The following is a 16757-nucleotide window of genomic DNA, read 5'->3' as shown; positions in this document are numbered from 1 at the left end:
GGCTTTATGTTGAAGGCGTTTGCCCTGTTAACCCTCCTGGCGTCCAGCGCCGTCCATGCGCAAACCACGCTGCAAAGCGACTTGCCACTGAAGTACATCGAACAGGTTCACCCGGACGCTGACACTCGGCCACTGGTGATTTTCCTGCACGGCTACGGCAGTAACGAAGCCGATCTGATCGGTATGAAGTTTCAGCTGCCGGCGCAGTACAACTACCTGTCGGTGCAGGCGCCGTTGGCGTTGGGCGAAGGGCGTTTCCAGTGGTTTCGCAAGAAAGGCGAAGGTGCCTACAACGGCGAGACCGATGACCTGAAGGCCAGCGGCCAGAAGTTGCGGGATTTTATCGCGCAGGCGGCGCAGAAATATCACGCCAGCCCGGACAAGGTGTACCTGATCGGCTTCAGCCAGGGCGCGATGATGACCTACGAAGTGGGCTTGCGTCCGCCCGTAGCGGTCGGTGGCATCGCGGCGTTGAGCGGACGGCTGTTGCCGGTATTGAAAACCGAGCTCAAGGCGCAGCAACAACCGTTGCCGCTGAAGATCTTCATCGGCCACGGTACCGCCGATGATCGGGTGCCGTACCGCGACGGCACCGCGGCCAATGCGCTGCTGCAAAAACTCGCCTACACACCCGAGTTTCACGCCTATCCCGGCGTCGGCCACAGCATCAGCGCGGCCGAGCTGCGCGACTTGAATGCCTGGCTGCAGCAGCTCAATCCGTGACGATCACTTGTCCTTGAGGATGGTTTTCACCAGCGCATCGTGACCGCTCTTGTCGCTGGCCCGGGAAATCACCTGGACCAGCGCCATGCGCTTGCCGGAGGCGGCGAGCAGCGTGGTGTTGAGTGTCTGGCCGCCGCCCTGAGTGGCGGTGCTGTCGACCTGACGCACACCGAGGCCGCTGCTTTTCTGGGTCAGGCTTTTTTCACTGAGCTTGTTGAAATCCGGCAGAGCCTTGCGTTGATCATCAATGAAACTCGCCAGGCTGCCATCGAGAAATTCGTTGTCGTTGTCCTTGACGCTGGCGCCACCGGCGATCTGGTTTTCGGCGGCGATGACCACAGTCTTGGTCGCCTGATTGGTGTACATCGTGCCCTTGGCACCGGTTGGCCCGGCCGGCAGCGGGTCGGCGGTGAAGCCTTTGGGCAGGACGAAGGTGAACTTGCCGTCGAGCATCGACACGTTGTTGGTCGAGGCTTTTTCCTTGGGCTTGGCTGCCTGGGCGTTGAGGGCGCCGAAACCGGCGACCGCCGCCAGCAACAGGACGACGGCTTTCTTGCTGAGCAATGACATGTGAATCTCCGAGGGATGGTCGCGCCAGGGCGGCGATGATCCCACGGAGCATGCCTGGCATTCCAGCGCGGTTTGTCAGGCGTTTGCGTCAGCCTTGGGGTGGTTGGCCTTTGCCGGGACCTGTCGAGCCAGCAACTTGCGAGTGACGCCGAGCATGGCCACCGACACCGCGACACCGGCGATGAATCCGCTGAGGCCCAGGCTTGGCAGGGTCAGCGCCGACACCAGGCAAAATGCCGAGAACGAGTACATGCCGATCGCCGTCGCCCGCAGCAATGCCGCAGTAAATGCCGGGCCGCGGGTCTGCTGCGAGAACACCGCCATCACACTGCCGAGCACCGGGAACACTGCGAGCAGGCCGCTCCAGCGCTCACCCACGGTACTCGCGAGCATCGTCACCAGCAGCGTCAGCGCCGCGCCGGCAATCATGCGCCAGATCAGTTTGTCCGACTTCGGCGCCGGGCCATTCAGCACCGGTTGCACGTCGGGAAACAGGTGCGGCGCCGCCAACAGGGCAATCGCCGCCGCAGCGATCGAGAACGGCAGCGATGGCGGAATCAGCGACAAAACCAGCGCCAGTCCCGCCCACACCGACAGCGAAACCGTCAGCGCCCACGGCCAGTTCGCCCGCTGCGCCACCTGCGCGTAGGTGATGCAGAAGGCGATCATGGCGAACATCGCTGACAGCGCTGCGACCGCCGATTGCGCAGCAAACTGCGGCCCCTGTTCGATGGCGAGGAAGAACAGAATCGGCCCGACCACCACCGGCAACCCCGACAGCCAACCGGCCACGCTCGGCCCCCAGCGCTTGCCGGCGAGGGAAATCAGCAGCAGAAATCCGGGGATCAGCAGTAATTTGAGAATCAGCACGCGGGAGGCCTCGGGGAAGGAAGTGGCCAAGGTAACCGATTGGCGCATTGATCGACAGTTTTTGTATACAAAGTCTGCGGGTGATATCCGCTATGCTCTAAAGATCAGGGTTTACCGGAGTCGATACCGCGATGAGCAAACCATCAAAGTTGCTGCGTGGGTGCTGTGGCATCGGCTTGTGGGCGTTGTTACTCACCCCGATCTGGGCCAATTGGCAGGACGCCGTGCCCGGCGCGCAAATCATCGGCACCGGGGATTTCAGTGTGTTCGGTTTCGACGTCTACAACGCTCGGTTGTGGAGCGCGGCACGCCCGTTGTCGACCGAACAACCCTTCGCTCTGGAGCTGATCTATCGGCGCAAGATCTCCCGTGACGATCTGGTGCAGGCCAGTGTCGATGAAATCAAACGGCTGGCCGGCTCGGGAGTCAGTCCGGCACAACTGGCCGCGTGGCAAGGGCAAATGGAGCAATCGTTCGTCGATGTGCAGGCTGGCACGCGGATTACAGGCGTGTATCTGCCAGGGCAGGGCGCACGGTTTTTTGTCGGTCAGCAGTTGCAGCATGAAATCGATGATCCGCAGTTTGCCCGGGCGTTTTTCAACATTTGGCTTGATCCGCGTACCCGTAACCCCGAACTGCGCGAGCAACTGTTGGGGATGAGCCGATAGAGTTTTTGTTCTTCAAGGCGCTGACTGAAACCTCTAAGCTGCGTCTTTCGAACTTGTTTCTGGATGTGTGCGTGAAATTCAGCTTACCCAAAATTGCCACTGCGCCGTTCTGCCCGCCGGAAGTGGCCGGCAGTGTGGAAGTCGATCCCCGCGCCTCGTTTTTCAAACGTGCGCTGCGTTTTGCCGGTCCCGGATTGCTGGTGTCGATCGGCTACATGGACCCGGGCAACTGGGCGACAGCCATCGAGGCCGGTTCGCGTTTTGGTTACAGTTTGCTGTTTGTGGTGCTGCTGGCGAGTCTGGCGGGGATGGTCGTGCAGTGCTTGTGTTCGCGCCTGGGGATTGCCACCGGTCGCGATCTGGCGCAGCTGTCCCGCGAGCGCTACAGCACGCCGGCCGCACGCCTGCAATGGGTGCTGGCGGAAATCTCGATCATCGCCACCGATCTGGCCGAAGTGCTCGGTTGCGCCCTGGCATTCCACTTGTTGCTCGGCTGTTCGCTGACCTTCGGCATCGCCCTGACAGCCTTCGACACGCTGCTGGTACTGGCCCTGCAGAACCGTGGCTTCCGTCGGCTGGAGGCGATCATGCTGGTGCTGGTGGCGACCATCGGCGTGTGTTTCTTCGTTGAACTGGTACTGATCAAACCCTACTGGCCAGACGTGTTCGCTGGCTTCAAACCGTCGCTTTCGGCGATCAGCGATGCCGCACCGCTGTATCTGGCGATCGGCATCCTCGGCGCCACGGTAATGCCGCACAACCTCTACCTGCACACCTCGATCGTGCAGACGCGGATGATCGGCCAGGACCTGGCGAGCAAGCAGGACGCGGTGAACCTGGCACGCATCGACACCATCGGTTCATTGGCACTGGCGCTGCTGGTCAACGCGGCGATTCTGATACTGGCGGCGGCTGCGTTTCACCAGTCAGGGCATTCCGACGTGGTCGACATCCAGGACGCCTACCACCTGCTCGACCCGCTGGTCGGCGGCGCGCTGGCCAGTGTGCTGTTCGGCGTCGCATTGCTGGCGTCGGGGCAGAGTTCGACGTTCACCGGGACCATCGCCGGACAGGTGATCATGGAGGGTTATCTGAACCTGCGGATTCCCTGCTGGCAGCGGCGTTTGATCACTCGCGGACTGGCACTGATCCCGGCGTTCATCGGCGTGTGGCTGATGGGGGATAACGCGGTGGGCAAATTGCTGGTGTTGAGTCAGGTGGTGCTCAGCCTGCAACTGCCATTTGCGCTGTACCCGCTGATTCGCATGACCAGCGACAAACAGCTGATGGGGCCGTTTGTGAATAGACTGCCGACCCGGGTGCTGGCGTGGGGCTTGTTTGCGGTGATCAGTGGGGCGAATGCCTGGTTGATTTTGCAGATGGCGGTGTGAGCCCTGGTTTATCTGTAGCCTGAGCTGGCCCCTTCGCGAGCAAGCCCGCTCCCACCTTGGAATGCATTCCCCTGTGGGAGCGGGCTTGCTCGCGAAGAGGGAGGAACATTCACTGCAAATTTCAAAGGACAAAAAAACACCCGGTGCAACGCAAGTCGCACCGGGTTTTTGTTGCCAGCGAGCAGCGGATGTCGTGGATCCACCGCGCGCTGTGAACTCTTGGGTTAAGCGCGTTCCAGCGCCAGCGCCACACCCTGACCACCGCCGATGCACAGGGTCGCCAGACCTTTCTTCGCATCACGCTTGATCATTTCGTGCAGCAGCGTCACCAGCACCCGGCAACCCGACGCACCGATCGGGTGACCGAGGGCGATGGCGCCGCCGTTGACGTTGACCTTGTCCAGATCCCATTGCAGATCCTTGGCCACTGCCAGCGATTGCGCAGCGAAAGCTTCGTTGGCTTCGATCAGGTCGAGTTGGCCGATGTTCCAGCCCGCCTTGTCCAGGCAGCGGCGGGTGGCCGAGACCGGGCCGATGCCCATAATCGCCGGGTCAACGCCGGCGTTGGCGTACGCGGCGATTTTTGCCAGCACCGGCAGGCCCAGGGCCTTGGCTTTCTCGGCGCTCATCAGGATCACCGCAGCGGCGCCGTCGTTCAGCGACGAAGCGTTGCCCGCGGTGACACTGCCGTCCTTCTTGAACGCCGGACGCAGTTTCGCCAGCGATTCGGCGGTGGTGTCGCCGCGTGGTTGTTCGTCGACCTTGAACGCTACCGGGTCACCTTTGCGCTGTGGGATCAGGATCGGCGTGATCTCATCGACAAAGCGCCCGGCCTCGATGGCCGCCGCCGCTTTGCGCTGCGAAGCGGCGGCGAAGGCGTCCTGCTGCTCGCGGCTGATGTCGTATTTCTCCACCAGATTTTCGGCGGTGATGCCCATGTGGTAATCGTTGAACGCATCCCACAGACCATCACTGATCATGGTGTCGACGATTTGCGCATGCCCCATGCGCAGACCGGTGCGTGCGCCCGGCATCACGTAGTTGGACAGGCTCATGTTCTCCTGACCGCCAGCGATGATCACCTCGGCATCGCCGCAACGGATCGCCTGCGCGCCCAGGTGCAGGGCTTTCAGGCCCGAGCCGCAGACCTTGTTCAGGGTCATGGCCGGCACGGCGTGGGGCAGGCCGGCCTTGATCGTAGCCTGACGCGCCGGGTTCTGGCCGGCGCCGGCAGTCAGCACCTGACCCATGATCACTTCATCGACCTGCGCACCGTCCAGGCCTGTCTGTTCGAGCAACTGGCGAATCACCGCAGCGCCCAGATCCACCGCGGACACGCTGGCCAGAGAACCCTGGAAACTGCCGATCGCGGTGCGGGTGGCGGCAACAATTACGACGTCTTGCATTTTCGAATTCCTCACTGGGCAGCGAACTGCATTTCCGGTACGTGATCCGGGACGATCAGTTTACCAGCGGTTTTGGCGACGATTTCCTCGACGCTGACGCCAGGTGCGCGTTCCTTGAGGACAAAAGCGCCATTTTCGATTTCCAGATAGGCGAGGTCGGTCAGTACGCGCTTGATGCAGCCGGCGCCGGTCAGCGGCAGGCTGCACTTGGCCAACAGTTTGGACTCACCGTCCTTGGACGCGTGGGTCATGATCACGATGATGTTGTCGGCGCCAGCCACCAGATCCATCGCGCCGCCCATGCCCTTGACCAGTTTGCCGGGAATCATCCACGAAGCGATGTTGCCTTCGACGTCGACTTCGAACGCGCCGAGCACGGTCAGGTCGACATGCCCACCGCGGATCATCGCGAAGGATTCGGCGGAGTTGAAAATCGATGCACCGATGCGCGCGGTGACGGTCTGTTTGCCGGCGTTGATCATGTCGGCATCGATGGTGTCTTCAGTCGGAAAAGGCCCCATGCCGAGCAGGCCGTTTTCCGATTGCAGCATGACTTCCATGCCTTCGGGAATGTAGTTGGCGACCAGGGTCGGAATGCCGATGCCGAGGTTGACGTAGTAGCCGTCCTGCATTTCGCGGGCGACGCGCTGAGCCATTTGTTCGCGGGTAAGTGCCATGTTTTTATTCTCCGTCAGCCTGAATTATTTGCGGATGGTGCGCTGTTCGATGCGCTTTTCGAACGTGCCGCAAATGACCCGGTCGACGTAGATGCCGGGAGTGTGGATCTGCGACGGATCCAGCTCGCCGGGCTCGACGATTTCTTCGACTTCGACCACGGTGATCTTGCCGGCGGTGGCGGCCAGCGGGTTGAAGTTCTGCGCAGTGTGGCGGTAGATGACGTTACCGAAATGGTCGGCTTTCCAGCCTTTGACGATGGCGAAGTCGCCGGTGATGGACTCTTCCATCAGGTATTTGCGCCCGTTGAACTCGCGCACTTCCTTGCCTTCGGCGACCGGGGTGCCGACGCCGGTGGCGGTGAAGAAGGCCGGGATGCCGGCGCCGCCTGCGCGCATTTTCTCGGCGAGGGTGCCTTGCGGGGTCAGGATGACTTCGATCTCGCCCTTGAGCAGTTGCTCTTCGAACAGTTTGTTTTCGCCGACGTAGGAGGCGATCACCTTGCTGATCTGGCGGTCGGTCAGCAGCACACCGAGGCCGAAACCATCGACGCCGCAGTTGTTGGAAACCACGGTGAGGTCGCGGGTGCCCTTGCGCTTGATCTCGGCGATCAGGTTTTCCGGGATGCCGCACAGGCCGAAGCCGCCGGCGATCACGGTCATGCCGTCTTCCAGGCCCGCCAGAGCTTCCTCGTAGGAACTCACGCGCTTGTCGAAACCTGCCATATGCACCTCTTTTATTGTTTGTCGGGCGGCTGGCTAGCCGAATGACTGGAGTGTCTCGCTGAGGGATATATTTGTTAAGTTGATTTTTAAGGTTGATTGATTGATAAAGCTCAATAGTTGACGCTATCCCTGTAGGAGCTGCCGCAGGCTGCGATCTTTTGATTTTGTTTTTTAAGATCAAGATCAAAAGATCGCAGCCTTCGGCAGCTCCTACAGTAGGTACGACGTTGAAACGGTAAGGTATCCAGTATGACCATCAAACAGATCCGCGCCTTTCTCGCCGTGGCCCAGAGCCTGAGCTTCGCTGTGGCCTGTGAGCGCCTGCACCTGTCGCAATCGGCACTGAGCCTGACCATCAAGGCGCTGGAAGAGGGGCTGGGTGGGCGGCTGTTCAGCCGCAACACGCGCAACGTGGCGCTGACTGCCGAAGGCGAATCGCTGCTGCCGTTGGCCCGGCGCCTGATCGCCGACTGCGACAACGCCGAAGACGAAATGCGCCAGCGCTTCAGCCTGCAACGCGGACGGGTGACGCTGGCGGCGATGCCATCGTTTGCCGGCAACCTGCTGCCGCCGATCCTCAAGACGTTCCGCGCGCGCTATCCGAACGTCAATGTCACGGTCAACGACGTGATCAACGAGCAAGTGCTGGAGATGGTCCGCGACCGGCAGGTGGAGCTGGGCGTTGCGTTCGAGCCGATGCAGAACACCTCGCTGACGTTTACCCCGCTGTACATGGACCGCTTTGTCGCCGTGGTACCACAGGATTCAGCGCTGGCCGGGCTTGGCGAAATCGACTGGCAGACCTTGCTGCAGGAACCGTTCATCACCCTGCAACGGCCGTCGACGGTACGGGTGATGCTCGAAGAACACTTGCAGGCTCGGGGCCTGAAACTGCCGGTGGAATTCGAAAGCCATCAACTGGCAACGGTCGGGCGCATGGTTGCCAGCGGGCTCGGGGTCAGCGCGGTACCGGCGTTGTGTGCCGAGCAGATGCAGGAACTGGGTGCGTGTTGCCTGACCCTGAATGATTCGGTGGAGCGGGCGATTGGCGTGTTGACTGAGCCGGGCAATGAACTGTCGGCGGCGGCGCAGGCACTGTTCGATATTCTCAAGGCCGAACATTGATCCTGTGGGAGCGGGCTTGCTCGCGAAGGCGGGGTATCAGTCGAGGACAGTCTTGGCTGAAAGGACGCTTTCGCGAGCAGGCTCGCTCCCACAGGGTAATCATCGGTTCAGGAAGTCAAGCGTTGCACCAGCAGCGGCAGCAGCTTTTCACATGACGCCTCGATCTTCAGATCCAGCAGATCGTCGGCGCGGGTCTTGCCCAGATTGATCGCCAGCAACGGCTTGCCCCGATCAGCAATCACCCGGCACAGACGAAACGCCGAATACGCCATCAGCGACGAACCCACCACCAGCAATCCCGCAGCATTCTCTGCCGCCGCCATGGCTCGCGCCGCTGTCGGTTGCGCCACGTTCTCGCCGAAAAACACCACGTCCGGCTTCATCCGTTCACCGGCGCAATACGGGCACTGCGGAGTCTGAAAGCGTGCTTCGAAGGCCGGGTCGAGCAGGGTATCGCCGTCCGGCGCCTGCACCGCGTCGACCCCGGCCAGATACGGATTCTGCTCGACCATCCGCTGCTGAATGTCGTCACGCGCGCTGCGCTGGCCGCAATCCAGGCACAGCACCCGGTGCAGGCTGCCGTGCAATTCGATCACGTCCTGACTGCCGGCCTGATCGTGCAGGGTATCGACGTTCTGCGTGATCAAGGCGCTGATCAGTCCCCGGCGCTGCAACTCGGCCAGTGCTTGATGCGCGGCATTGGGTCGTGCCTGACGCACCCGCGGCCAGCCAAGCATGGCCCGCGCCCAGTAGCGACGACGGGATTCCGGGGCGGCGAGAAATTCCTGATACATCATCGGCTGCCGGCCACGACGCACTCCTTCGCTGTCGCGGTAATCCGGGATGCCCGACGGCGTGCTGATACCGGCGCCGGTCAGCACCAGGAAATCGCCATCGGCCATGGCCTGGTGCAAGGTATCGAGGTGTTCGTGGGTCGGGCTGTCGAGCATGGTCAGCACTCCGGGGAGGACGATGCCCGCAGGTTAGCATTAACCTTGCTCCCGCTGGACTGCGCAGCAGGCCTGTTGTTGCGGTCGCTTCGCTACCCGACGGGAGCAAGCTCCCTCGCCACAGGTGATAGCGGTGATCTATTTGCGCGCCTCCAGAATCAGATTGAACGGCGTCTGCGTCGCCCGGCGGAAATGCTTGAACCCGGCCTCGGCAAACACCTTGCGCAAGCGCATTTCTCCGGCCTGCGCACCCAGCCCCAGGCCGACTTCCTGCGACAGCGAATTCGGCGTGCAGATAAAAGTCGAGGCCGCGTAAAACAGTCGCCCAACCGGGTTGATGTTGTCGTCCAGCGCATCGTTGGCAAACGGCTCGACCAGCAGCACCGTGCCGTCATCCTTCAACGATTTAAACGCATGCCGCGCAGCGCCGACCGGGTCGCCCATGTCGTGCAGGCAGTCGAAGTAGCAGATCAGGTCGTAGTCGCTGCCGGGGTAACTTTTGGCAGTGCTCTGGAGGAATTTCGCCCGGCTGCTGACGCCACCTTCTTCGGCGCGCTGGGTGGCGACGGTGATCGACGGCGCGTGGAAGTCAAAGCCGACGAATTGCGAGTTGGGAAACGCCTGCGCCATGATCACCGTCGAGGCGCCGTGGCCGCAGCCGATGTCGGCGACTTTGGCGCCGTCTTCAAGTTTGGCGATCACGCCTTCCAGCGCCGGCAGCCATTCCGCGATCAAGTGACCTTTATAGCCGGGGCGAAAGAAGCGTTCGGTGCCGCTGAACATGCAGGGGTGATGATCGCCCCAGGGCAGGGCGCCGTTGCCGCGCATGGCTTTGACCAGTTTGTCCTTGTCGTGGAAGAACGACGCCACCACACCGAGTCCGCCGGCGACATACACCGGCGAGTCTTCGACAGCCAGGGCCAGCGCCTGCTCTTCCGGCAGACGGAACTGGCCATCGTGGTGTTCCATATAGCCGGACGCGGCGTGGGCGCTGAGCCATTCGCGCACCAGGCGCGGGTTGCAGGTGGTTTTTTCGGCGAGGGCTTGCGGGGTAATCGGCTGACTGTCGGCCATTGCCCGGTACAGCCCGAGTTCTTCGCCAACGATCACGTTCGCCAGCATTGCGGCGCCGCCCATGTCGTTGACCAGTTTGCCCATGAATGCATTGAGCCTTGATTCGTCCATCACGAGTGCTCCTGATACAGGATCACCGTCCGGTGGCAAAACGATGTCGAGGCATGGGCCGCAGGGCAGTGGTCACAGAAGTGGGCAGGGCACAGCTGACTCCGTCCTGCATTCCCCCTCGACCGGGTAATGAATCAGTCTAGCCGGGCTGGAGCAAGATGCAGCGTTTGTGGCTCACCCAATCCCCCTGTGGGAGCGGGCTTGCTCGCGAAGGCGTTGTATCAGTCAACTAATCGGCTAGCTGACACGCCGCATTCGCGAGCAAGCCCGCTCCCACGGGGATATGTGATGCTGCATTCCGTCGTTTAGTGCCAGTCGCCGCCCGTTCACAGGTCGCGCACCATCAGCCATTGATCGTTGTCCCAGGCCCGAAAGCGCTCCAGCACGCCCGTGGCAATCCCGCCAGTGTTTCGAGGGCTTTACAAAATCCCGCCACTCATCGGCCCGGCCACTGTTTTAGCGGCTCTTCGGACGATTGACTGGGACGCCGTTGACCCTCGGCGCGATAGTGGAGTGAGTGGGCCAGTCCCCCCAACCTGCAGCGGAGCACGATTGATGAGTACCCCCATTGATCTGACGGGCCTGAAAGAGCGCCAGAAAGTCGCCTGGGCCAGCGGCGATTATGCGGTGATCGGCACCACCTTGCAGATCGTCGGCGAAAATCTCGCCGAGGCCTGCGACTTGCGCTGCGATGAGGAGGTGCTGGATGTCGCCGCCGGCAATGGCAATGCGACTCTGGCGGCGGCGCGACGCGGTTGTCAGGTGACCTCGACCGACTATGTCGCGGCGTTGCTGGAGCGTGGACAGGATCGGGCGCGGGCCGAGCATCTTGATGTGATTTTTCAGGTCGCCGATGCCGAAGCATTGCCGTTCGCCGACGAGAGTTACGACGCGGTGCTCTCGACGTTCGGCGTGATGTTCGCCCCGGATCAGGCCACCGCGGCTGCGGAATTGGCGCGGGTATGCCGACGGGGCGGGCGGATCGGCCTGGCGAACTGGACGCCGGAGGGCTTCGTCGGCCAGATGTTCAAAGTCCTCGGCCGCCACGTGCCGCCGCCCGCCGTGGCCCAGCCGCCGTCGAACTGGGGCACCGAAGCGTGGTTGCACAGCCACTTCGATGAGCGCCAGTTCCTGCTGCAGGTCACGCGGCGCACGTTCAACTTCCGCTATCGCTCGGCGGCACATTTCATCGACATTTTCCGCCACTGGTACGGGCCGGTGCACAAGGCCTTTGCGGCACTGCCGCCGGAAAGCGGGCAGGCGCTGGAGAGTGATCTGGCGGACCTGCTCAACCGCTCGAACCGGGTGGGAGAGCGATCGCTGGTGGTGCCGAGCGAGTACCTTGAGGTGGTCATCACCAAACGCTGAAAGATCAATGAAACCTTTATAGGAGTGAGCCTGCTCGCGATGGCGCTGTGTCAGTAGAAAAATATCCGACTGACATACCGCCATCGCGAGCAGGCCCACTCCTACAGGGGAATGGTGTTTGACAGGTATGGCGCTATTTCAAATGCGCCCCATCAACCCACTCCAGCGCCGTACGCCAGATGCAGATCCCCAGAAAGTACGCCGACGCCAGCAGCCACAAACCCATCACCAGCGGATTGATCACCGGGTGATTGAGCACCAGCGACAGGCTGCACAGCAGCCAGATCGCCGTGACCGCGATGTTGATCGGCATGAACCGGCGTACGCGGAACGGGTGGAGGAATTTCATGCGGGTGACGGTCAACAGCGCCAGACCGATGATGGTCAAAAAGGTGATCCACGGCCCCGGATTGATGATGTACAGGCACAGGGCAACCACGTTCCACGCGGCGGGGAAGCCGACGAAGTAGTTGTCCTTGCTCTTCATGTTGACGTTGCAGAAACAGAACAGCGACGACACCAGAATCAGCGACACGCTCAGCAGCAAGGTGTAGTCGGGCAGGGGAATGTAGCGGTAGATAAACAGCGCCGGGATGAACACGTAGGTCAGGTAGTCGATCACCAGATCGAGGATCGAACCGTCGAAACTCGGCAGCACCGATTGCACGTTGACCTTGCGTGCGAGCGCCCCGTCGAGACCGTCGACGATCAACGCCACGCCCAGCCACATCAGGCAATGGGTCGGCTGGTTCTCCAGCAGAGCGAGGGTCGCCAGAAATGCAGTGACCACGCCGGTCGCGGTAAAACCATGGGCGCCCCATGCTTTGAGCCTGGCGATGTGTACGGTCGATATCACAGGGGCGTTCTCCAGATAAATGAAGCAAGCCGGTTATCACCCTTTGGCAAAGGGCGCCGGCAAACCGGGTCGGGTTGCAGCTATCGACCGGTCAGGCCGGGATAAGGTTCATCACCTTTGAATCTTAGCTGGCCGCACAAAAAATACCTCGGCGAAATCCGCCGACGGCAGCCGGTGTCAGCCAAACGGTGCTGGCGCGCCGGCGTCGGCGGTCTATCGTTGCCTGACGCAGTTATTGCCAATGCCTGAGGACGAGATCATGAACACCAGCGATTTGCTCGAACAACTGCTGCGAGGCCAGGCCTCGGCGGGACAATCTAGTGGCGCCTCGGCTGGCGCAGGTCTGGGCGGACTGGGCGGCTTGCTCGGTGGCTTGTTGGGCGGCGGCGCGAGTACAGGTGCCAGTGGCGCGCAGTCCGGTGGGCTGGGCGGTTTGGGTGGATTGCTGGGGGGCTTGCTTGGCGGCGGTGGCGCTGGATTGGGCGGCGCGTTGGGCGGGGCACTCGGTGGTGGCGGTTCGCAAAGCCGTTCCAGCGGTACCAATTATGCGGCACTGGCCTCGCTGGGAATGATGGCTTTCCAGGCGTATCAGGCCTGGCAACGCAGTCAGGCGTCGGCGGCGCCACAGCAGATTCCGCCAACCGCAAATCTGCTGGCCGGGCCCGAGGTCGAGGAACACGGGCATGCTGTGCTGCGGGCGCTGATCGCGGCAGCCAAGGCTGACGGTGAGATCGACGCACGGGAACGGCAAATGATCGATGAAGAGATTGGCAAACACACCGACGATCCAGGATTGCAGCAATGGTTTAACGCTGAAGTTGCCAAACCGTTGGATGCGAACGAAGTAGCCGAGGCCGCCAACGGCGACCCGGCCATGGCCGCCGAAATGTACCTGGTCAGCGTGATCCTGGTGGACGACCAGCAAGACGCCGAACGCACCTACCTGGATGAACTGGCTGCCGCGTTGCAGATCGACCCGCAATTGCAGGTGCATCTGGAACAGCAGGCCAAGGGGACGGTTTAAAGCAGAATCAAAAGATCGCAGCCTTCGGCAGCTCCTACAGAGACGAATTCCAATGTAGGAGCTGCCGAAGGCTGCGATCTTTTGACCTTCAGAGCCAGACAGCATCCCACAACGGGTAATCACCCAAACGCTGCACAAGACCTGCCCGCAATGGATTCATGACAATGTAGCGGGCGGCCGCTTTAAGGTCTTCATCGCGACGCAAGGCCCGGTCGTGATATCCGCGTTGCCACAGCGGCTCCGAATTGCCTTGCAGCAGGTTGACCGAGCGACTACTGCGCGATTTGACGCGGCACATTAATTGCGCCAGAGAGCCTTGTTTTAATTCGACCAGCCAATGGAGGTGGTCCGGCATCACAACCCAGGCTAGCGAATGAACCATTCCCGCTTGATCGGCAGCCCGCATCTGTCCTACCAATAGTCGTCCCGCTCTCCAATCCGAAAAAACCGGTCGACGCTCCTCAACCACCGCCGTCAGCATATAAACCCGCCCAACCTCCGAATAACGTCCCTTACGTAAACCGCAGGCTTTTGCAGCTTCAGGCATTCCATTGCCCTCCGTAAACATCGTCCTTGAACACTAGCGCTCCAAAAACAACCCGCTCGGCCAAGCCATTACACGATGTAAATGTAGGAGCTGCCGAAGGCTGCGATCTTTTGATCTTGATCGTAAAAGACAAAATCAAAAGATCGCAGCCTTCGGCAGCTCCTACAGTGGTCAAGTGAAAGAGAAATGGCGCTGATCCGGCCGTCCGTCAGGGCGATTTTCATGTTGATTGAATTTTTCTCCGTAGCGGTTGCTCTGCTGCTGTAGAGGCGTGAAACAACGCCCTGACCGGCCAACCGAGCGAGAACACTGACATGACTGCCCTGACCCCTCTGCATGCGCCGAGTGCGCAGCACCAGCCAATCACTGCCAACGGTGAATTGCGGCGTATTTATGAGGCACTGCTGCTCGAGGATCAGCCTGAAAATCTTGCGCAGGATTTTCTCGCCGAGCAGTTGCAACGTGCCGCGCTGTTACCCGAAGCGCTACCGCAGGATCCGTCTGCCTGGCAGGACTGGGTCGCCCGACATTGCACCGACGTTGCCCGGCAATACGCCGACTACCTGCAACAACGCAAGGCTGGCGGGCCGCGCCAGTTCTTCAGCAACAAAGCCCATGCGTTGTACTTTCTGCAAGCCGTGGCGCCGACCAAACTGGTGGATGGCGCGTGGTTGTACGGTTTGTTGCCGCAATGGCGCGACCTGCGTTTCGACGGGTTGCTGTGTACCTATCTGGAAGAGCTCGGCGACGGCAATCCTGCGCAGAATCATGTGGTGATCTACCGCAAACTGCTCGCTGAGCACGGCTTGCAGGACGCCGGTGCCATCGACGACGAACGCTACCTGCAAGGCGCGCTGCAACTGGCACTCGGCGCCTGTGGCGAAAGCTTTCTGCCCGAGGTGATCGGCTACAACCTCGGCTACGAACAATTGCCGCTGCACTTGCTGATCAGTGCCTACGAACTCAGCGAGTTGGGCATTGATCCGTACTACTTCACCCTCCACGTGACCATCGACAACGCCAGCACCGGCCATGCGCAAAAAGCCGTGCAGTCGGTGCTCGACCTGCTGCCGCTGGAAGCTGATCGTGGCGAATTCCTGCGCCGGGTGTCGCTGGGCTATCGACTCAACGACCTGGGGCAGGGCAGCCGCGCAATCATCGAAGGTTTCGACCTCGAGCAGGAAGTGCTGGCGATGCTCGAGCGCAAACGTCCGTTCGGTCAGCACATGCATTCCGACTACTGCCGCTTCGAAGGCAAAACCGTCAATCAGTGGCTGGCCACCCCCGAGCAACTGCCCGGATTTCTTCAGGCGATGCAGGACAAAGGCTGGATCAAGCGCAATCAAGATCCGCAGGCCAGCCGTTTCTGGCAGTTGATCGATGGCGACGGTGCGGCGATGTTCGGCGTGTTCAGTCCGTATGAAAAGCAGCTGCTGCACGACTGGATTGCCGGCGACTGGACGCCGTCCGAGAAAGCCCAGGCGCCAAGACGCACTCGTCAGGTCGCCACCCCGGACGCCGCCGTTCCCGAACACGATCCCGATGTGCAGCGCCTTACGGCCGCGCTGCAAGGTCAGGACGGACACGCGCAAATGGCGACGCTGATCCCATGGTTGTCACCGGCCCGGCACGCGCACCCGGCGGGTCTGCTGGCGACACGTCGTTTTATCGAACTCAAATCCAGTCTGCGCTAAGGAAATCTCCATGAATCAGGAAGAACAACTGTCCGCCAACGACCTGACACTGCTGCAACTCGGCCGGCGCTTGCAGGCTGACGGCTACCGTTTCGTCACGCCGACGCCCTTGACTCATCAGCGGGTCAACCAGCGTGACGAAGGGCAGGTCGCCGACACCCTGCGCGATGTCTTCGGCTGGTCGCGCCCGTTCGAGCCGGGGCTGTTGTCTGCCGACGAACAACGGCAGTTACAGGATGCGCAAGTGATTGACGTCTACGACGGCCGCTTGAAGAGCCGGGTGCGCTGGTCGAGTCTGGATGACTTGCTGTTCGTGCATTCGGGCTTTCCCACCGACGCCGCCGACTCGGTATTTTTCGGTCCCGACACCTATCGTTTTGCGCAACTGATTCACGCGCATCTGCAGCAGAGTTTTGCGCCGATCCAGCGTGCCGTGGACATCGGCTGCGGTGCCGGTGTCGGGGCGATTCTGATTGCCCGCGCCCGGCGTGAAGCGCAGGTGCTGGCGGTGGACATCAACCCCGCCGCGCTGCGCCTGACCGCGATCAACGCGGCACTGGCCGAGGTCGCCAATGTCGAGGTGCAGGCCAGCGATGTGTTGCAGGGCACCGAAGGAACCTTCGACCTGATTGTCGCCAACCCGCCGTACATGGCCGACCCGGCCGGGCGTGCTTATCGGCATGGCGGTGGCTCGCTCGGCGCCGGATTGTCGCTGCGTATCGTCGAGCAGGCGCTCAATCGGCTGGCCCCCGGTGGTTCGTTGCTGCTCTACACCGGCGTGGCCATGGTCGATGGCCGCGATCCGTTTTTCGACACCGTGGTGCCACGCCTGGATTCAACGCGATTCGCCTGGACCTATCGCGAACTGGACCCGGACGTGTTCGGTGAAGAGTTGTTGAACCCCGGTTACCAGCGAGTGGACCGGATCGCCGTGGTCGCGCTGACCGTGACCCGCATTGGCTGACACAAGGCAGGTGCGC

General features: G+C 61.5%; 17 protein-coding genes. 8 read left to right on the top strand and 9 right to left on the bottom strand.

From position 1 onward, the window contains the following. The first annotated feature begins 6 nt into the window (after positions 1–6). Positions 7–723 (top strand): alpha/beta hydrolase, encoded by a 717-nt coding sequence (locus tag ACVHNU_RS14005; RefSeq protein WP_103521481.1) that lies wholly within the window; start codon positions 7–9, stop codon positions 721–723. Between the two features lie 3 nt (positions 724–726). On the opposite strand, the gene ACVHNU_RS14000 is transcribed toward ACVHNU_RS14005, so the two are convergent. Then, positions 727–1293, bottom strand: a complete 567-nt coding sequence (locus ACVHNU_RS14000) for a DcrB/PsbP domain-containing protein (RefSeq protein WP_027611648.1) — start codon at positions 1291–1293, stop codon at positions 727–729. 75 nt (positions 1294–1368) lie between these two features. Next, positions 1369–2163 (bottom strand): hypothetical protein, encoded by a 795-nt coding sequence (locus tag ACVHNU_RS13995; protein ID WP_045122539.1) that lies wholly within the window; start codon positions 2161–2163, stop codon positions 1369–1371. Between the two features lie 131 nt (positions 2164–2294). Between ACVHNU_RS13995 and ACVHNU_RS13990 the strand changes: the two genes are divergently transcribed. Next, positions 2295–2831 (top strand): chalcone isomerase family protein, encoded by a 537-nt coding sequence (locus ACVHNU_RS13990; protein ID WP_473020031.1) that lies wholly within the window; start codon positions 2295–2297, stop codon positions 2829–2831. A gap of 71 nt (positions 2832–2902) precedes the next feature. Then, on the top strand, positions 2903–4222 hold the full coding sequence (locus ACVHNU_RS13985) for an Nramp family divalent metal transporter (RefSeq protein ID WP_338802421.1): 1320 nt from the start codon (positions 2903–2905) through the stop codon (positions 4220–4222). A gap of 224 nt (positions 4223–4446) precedes the next feature. On the opposite strand, the gene ACVHNU_RS13980 is transcribed toward ACVHNU_RS13985, so the two are convergent. From ACVHNU_RS13980 to ACVHNU_RS13970, 3 genes are read right to left on the bottom strand one after another with little or no spacing between them, the layout of a single operon-like run. Then, on the bottom strand, positions 4447–5628 hold the full coding sequence (locus ACVHNU_RS13980) for an acetyl-CoA C-acetyltransferase (protein ID WP_473020030.1): 1182 nt from the start codon (positions 5626–5628) through the stop codon (positions 4447–4449). 11 nt (positions 5629–5639) lie between these two features. After that, a complete protein-coding gene (locus ACVHNU_RS13975; RefSeq protein ID WP_003226176.1) occupies positions 5640–6305 on the bottom strand; it encodes a CoA transferase subunit B in 666 nt (221 codons plus the stop codon). Between the two features lie 24 nt (positions 6306–6329). Next, the gene (locus ACVHNU_RS13970) at positions 6330–7028 is read right to left on the bottom strand and encodes a CoA transferase subunit A (protein ID WP_103485108.1); all 699 of its coding nucleotides are present in this window, start codon (positions 7026–7028) and stop codon (positions 6330–6332) included. A gap of 249 nt (positions 7029–7277) precedes the next feature. Here ACVHNU_RS13970 and ACVHNU_RS13965 point away from each other — a divergent pair, with 249 nt between their 5' ends. After that, the gene (locus ACVHNU_RS13965; protein ID WP_473020028.1) at positions 7278–8153 is read left to right on the top strand and encodes a LysR substrate-binding domain-containing protein; all 876 of its coding nucleotides are present in this window, start codon (positions 7278–7280) and stop codon (positions 8151–8153) included. Positions 8154–8260: 107 nt separating this feature from the next. Here the strand turns inward: ACVHNU_RS13965 and ACVHNU_RS13960 are convergent, their stop codons facing one another. Continuing rightward, the gene (locus ACVHNU_RS13960; protein WP_473020027.1) at positions 8261–9103 is read right to left on the bottom strand and encodes an NAD-dependent protein deacetylase; all 843 of its coding nucleotides are present in this window, start codon (positions 9101–9103) and stop codon (positions 8261–8263) included. A 138-nt stretch (positions 9104–9241) separates the two neighbouring features. Further along, positions 9242–10288, bottom strand: coding sequence for a class I SAM-dependent methyltransferase (locus ACVHNU_RS13955; RefSeq protein WP_103484856.1), 1047 nt, complete (start codon positions 10286–10288; stop codon positions 9242–9244). A gap of 555 nt (positions 10289–10843) precedes the next feature. Between ACVHNU_RS13955 and ACVHNU_RS13950 the strand changes: the two genes are divergently transcribed. Beyond that, positions 10844–11656 carry a class I SAM-dependent methyltransferase gene (locus ACVHNU_RS13950; protein WP_201137221.1) on the top strand — a complete coding sequence of 271 codons (813 nt, stop codon included), beginning with the start codon at positions 10844–10846 and terminating at the stop codon, positions 11654–11656. Positions 11657–11789: 133 nt separating this feature from the next. On the opposite strand, the gene pcsA is transcribed toward ACVHNU_RS13950, so the two are convergent. Next, the gene (gene pcsA, locus ACVHNU_RS13945) at positions 11790–12512 is read right to left on the bottom strand and encodes a phosphatidylcholine synthase (protein ID WP_003226166.1); all 723 of its coding nucleotides are present in this window, start codon (positions 12510–12512) and stop codon (positions 11790–11792) included. Between the two features lie 259 nt (positions 12513–12771). Here pcsA and ACVHNU_RS13940 point away from each other — a divergent pair, with 259 nt between their 5' ends. After that, complete coding sequence (locus tag ACVHNU_RS13940; protein WP_262141555.1) at positions 12772–13536, top strand: tellurite resistance TerB family protein; 765 nt, start codon at positions 12772–12774, stop codon at positions 13534–13536. Between the two features lie 88 nt (positions 13537–13624). Here the strand turns inward: ACVHNU_RS13940 and ACVHNU_RS13935 are convergent, their stop codons facing one another. Continuing rightward, complete coding sequence (locus ACVHNU_RS13935; protein ID WP_262141554.1) at positions 13625–14083, bottom strand: REP-associated tyrosine transposase; 459 nt, start codon at positions 14081–14083, stop codon at positions 13625–13627. 314 nt (positions 14084–14397) lie between these two features. On the opposite strand from ACVHNU_RS13935, the gene ACVHNU_RS13930 reads away from it, so the two are divergent. Next, positions 14398–15777 (top strand): iron-containing redox enzyme family protein, encoded by a 1380-nt coding sequence (locus tag ACVHNU_RS13930; RefSeq protein ID WP_473020026.1) that lies wholly within the window; start codon positions 14398–14400, stop codon positions 15775–15777. 10 nt (positions 15778–15787) lie between these two features. After that, positions 15788–16741, top strand: a complete 954-nt coding sequence (locus ACVHNU_RS13925) for a methyltransferase (protein ID WP_473020025.1) — start codon at positions 15788–15790, stop codon at positions 16739–16741. Positions 16742–16757 lie beyond the last annotated feature (16 nt).

It is taken from the genome of Pseudomonas sp. Ors-4-3C (genome assembly GCF_055755035.1).
The sequence above is the reverse complement of the archived record's forward strand: the minus strand, read 5'-3'. Positions and strand labels throughout refer to the sequence as shown.

Bases quoted from the DNA above. Each gene is read 5' to 3' on its own strand.
- ACVHNU_RS14005 (WP_103521481.1), top strand. From the start codon at position 7: ATGTTGAAGGCGTTTGCCCTGTTAACCCTCCTGGCGTCCAGCGCCGTC.
- ACVHNU_RS14000 (WP_027611648.1), bottom strand. From the start codon at position 1,293: ATGTCATTGCTCAGCAAGAAAGCCGTCGTCCTGTTGCTGGCGGCGGTC.
- ACVHNU_RS13990 (WP_473020031.1), top strand. From the start codon at position 2,295: ATGAGCAAACCATCAAAGTTGCTGCGTGGGTGCTGTGGCATCGGCTTG.
- ACVHNU_RS13980 (WP_473020030.1), bottom strand. From the start codon at position 5,628: ATGCAAGACGTCGTAATTGTTGCCGCCACCCGCACCGCGATCGGCAGT.
- ACVHNU_RS13975 (WP_003226176.1), bottom strand. From the start codon at position 6,305: ATGGCACTTACCCGCGAACAAATGGCTCAGCGCGTCGCCCGCGAAATG.
- ACVHNU_RS13970 (WP_103485108.1), bottom strand. From the start codon at position 7,028: ATGGCAGGTTTCGACAAGCGCGTGAGTTCCTACGAGGAAGCTCTGGCG.
- ACVHNU_RS13965 (WP_473020028.1), top strand. From the start codon at position 7,278: ATGACCATCAAACAGATCCGCGCCTTTCTCGCCGTGGCCCAGAGCCTG.
- ACVHNU_RS13960 (WP_473020027.1), bottom strand. From the start codon at position 9,103: ATGCTCGACAGCCCGACCCACGAACACCTCGATACCTTGCACCAGGCC.
- ACVHNU_RS13955 (WP_103484856.1), bottom strand. From the start codon at position 10,288: ATGGACGAATCAAGGCTCAATGCATTCATGGGCAAACTGGTCAACGAC.
- ACVHNU_RS13950 (WP_201137221.1), top strand. From the start codon at position 10,844: ATGAGTACCCCCATTGATCTGACGGGCCTGAAAGAGCGCCAGAAAGTC.
- ACVHNU_RS13940 (WP_262141555.1), top strand. From the start codon at position 12,772: ATGAACACCAGCGATTTGCTCGAACAACTGCTGCGAGGCCAGGCCTCG.
- ACVHNU_RS13935 (WP_262141554.1), bottom strand. From the start codon at position 14,083: ATGCCTGAAGCTGCAAAAGCCTGCGGTTTACGTAAGGGACGTTATTCG.
- ACVHNU_RS13930 (WP_473020026.1), top strand. From the start codon at position 14,398: ATGACTGCCCTGACCCCTCTGCATGCGCCGAGTGCGCAGCACCAGCCA.
- ACVHNU_RS13925 (WP_473020025.1), top strand. From the start codon at position 15,788: ATGAATCAGGAAGAACAACTGTCCGCCAACGACCTGACACTGCTGCAA.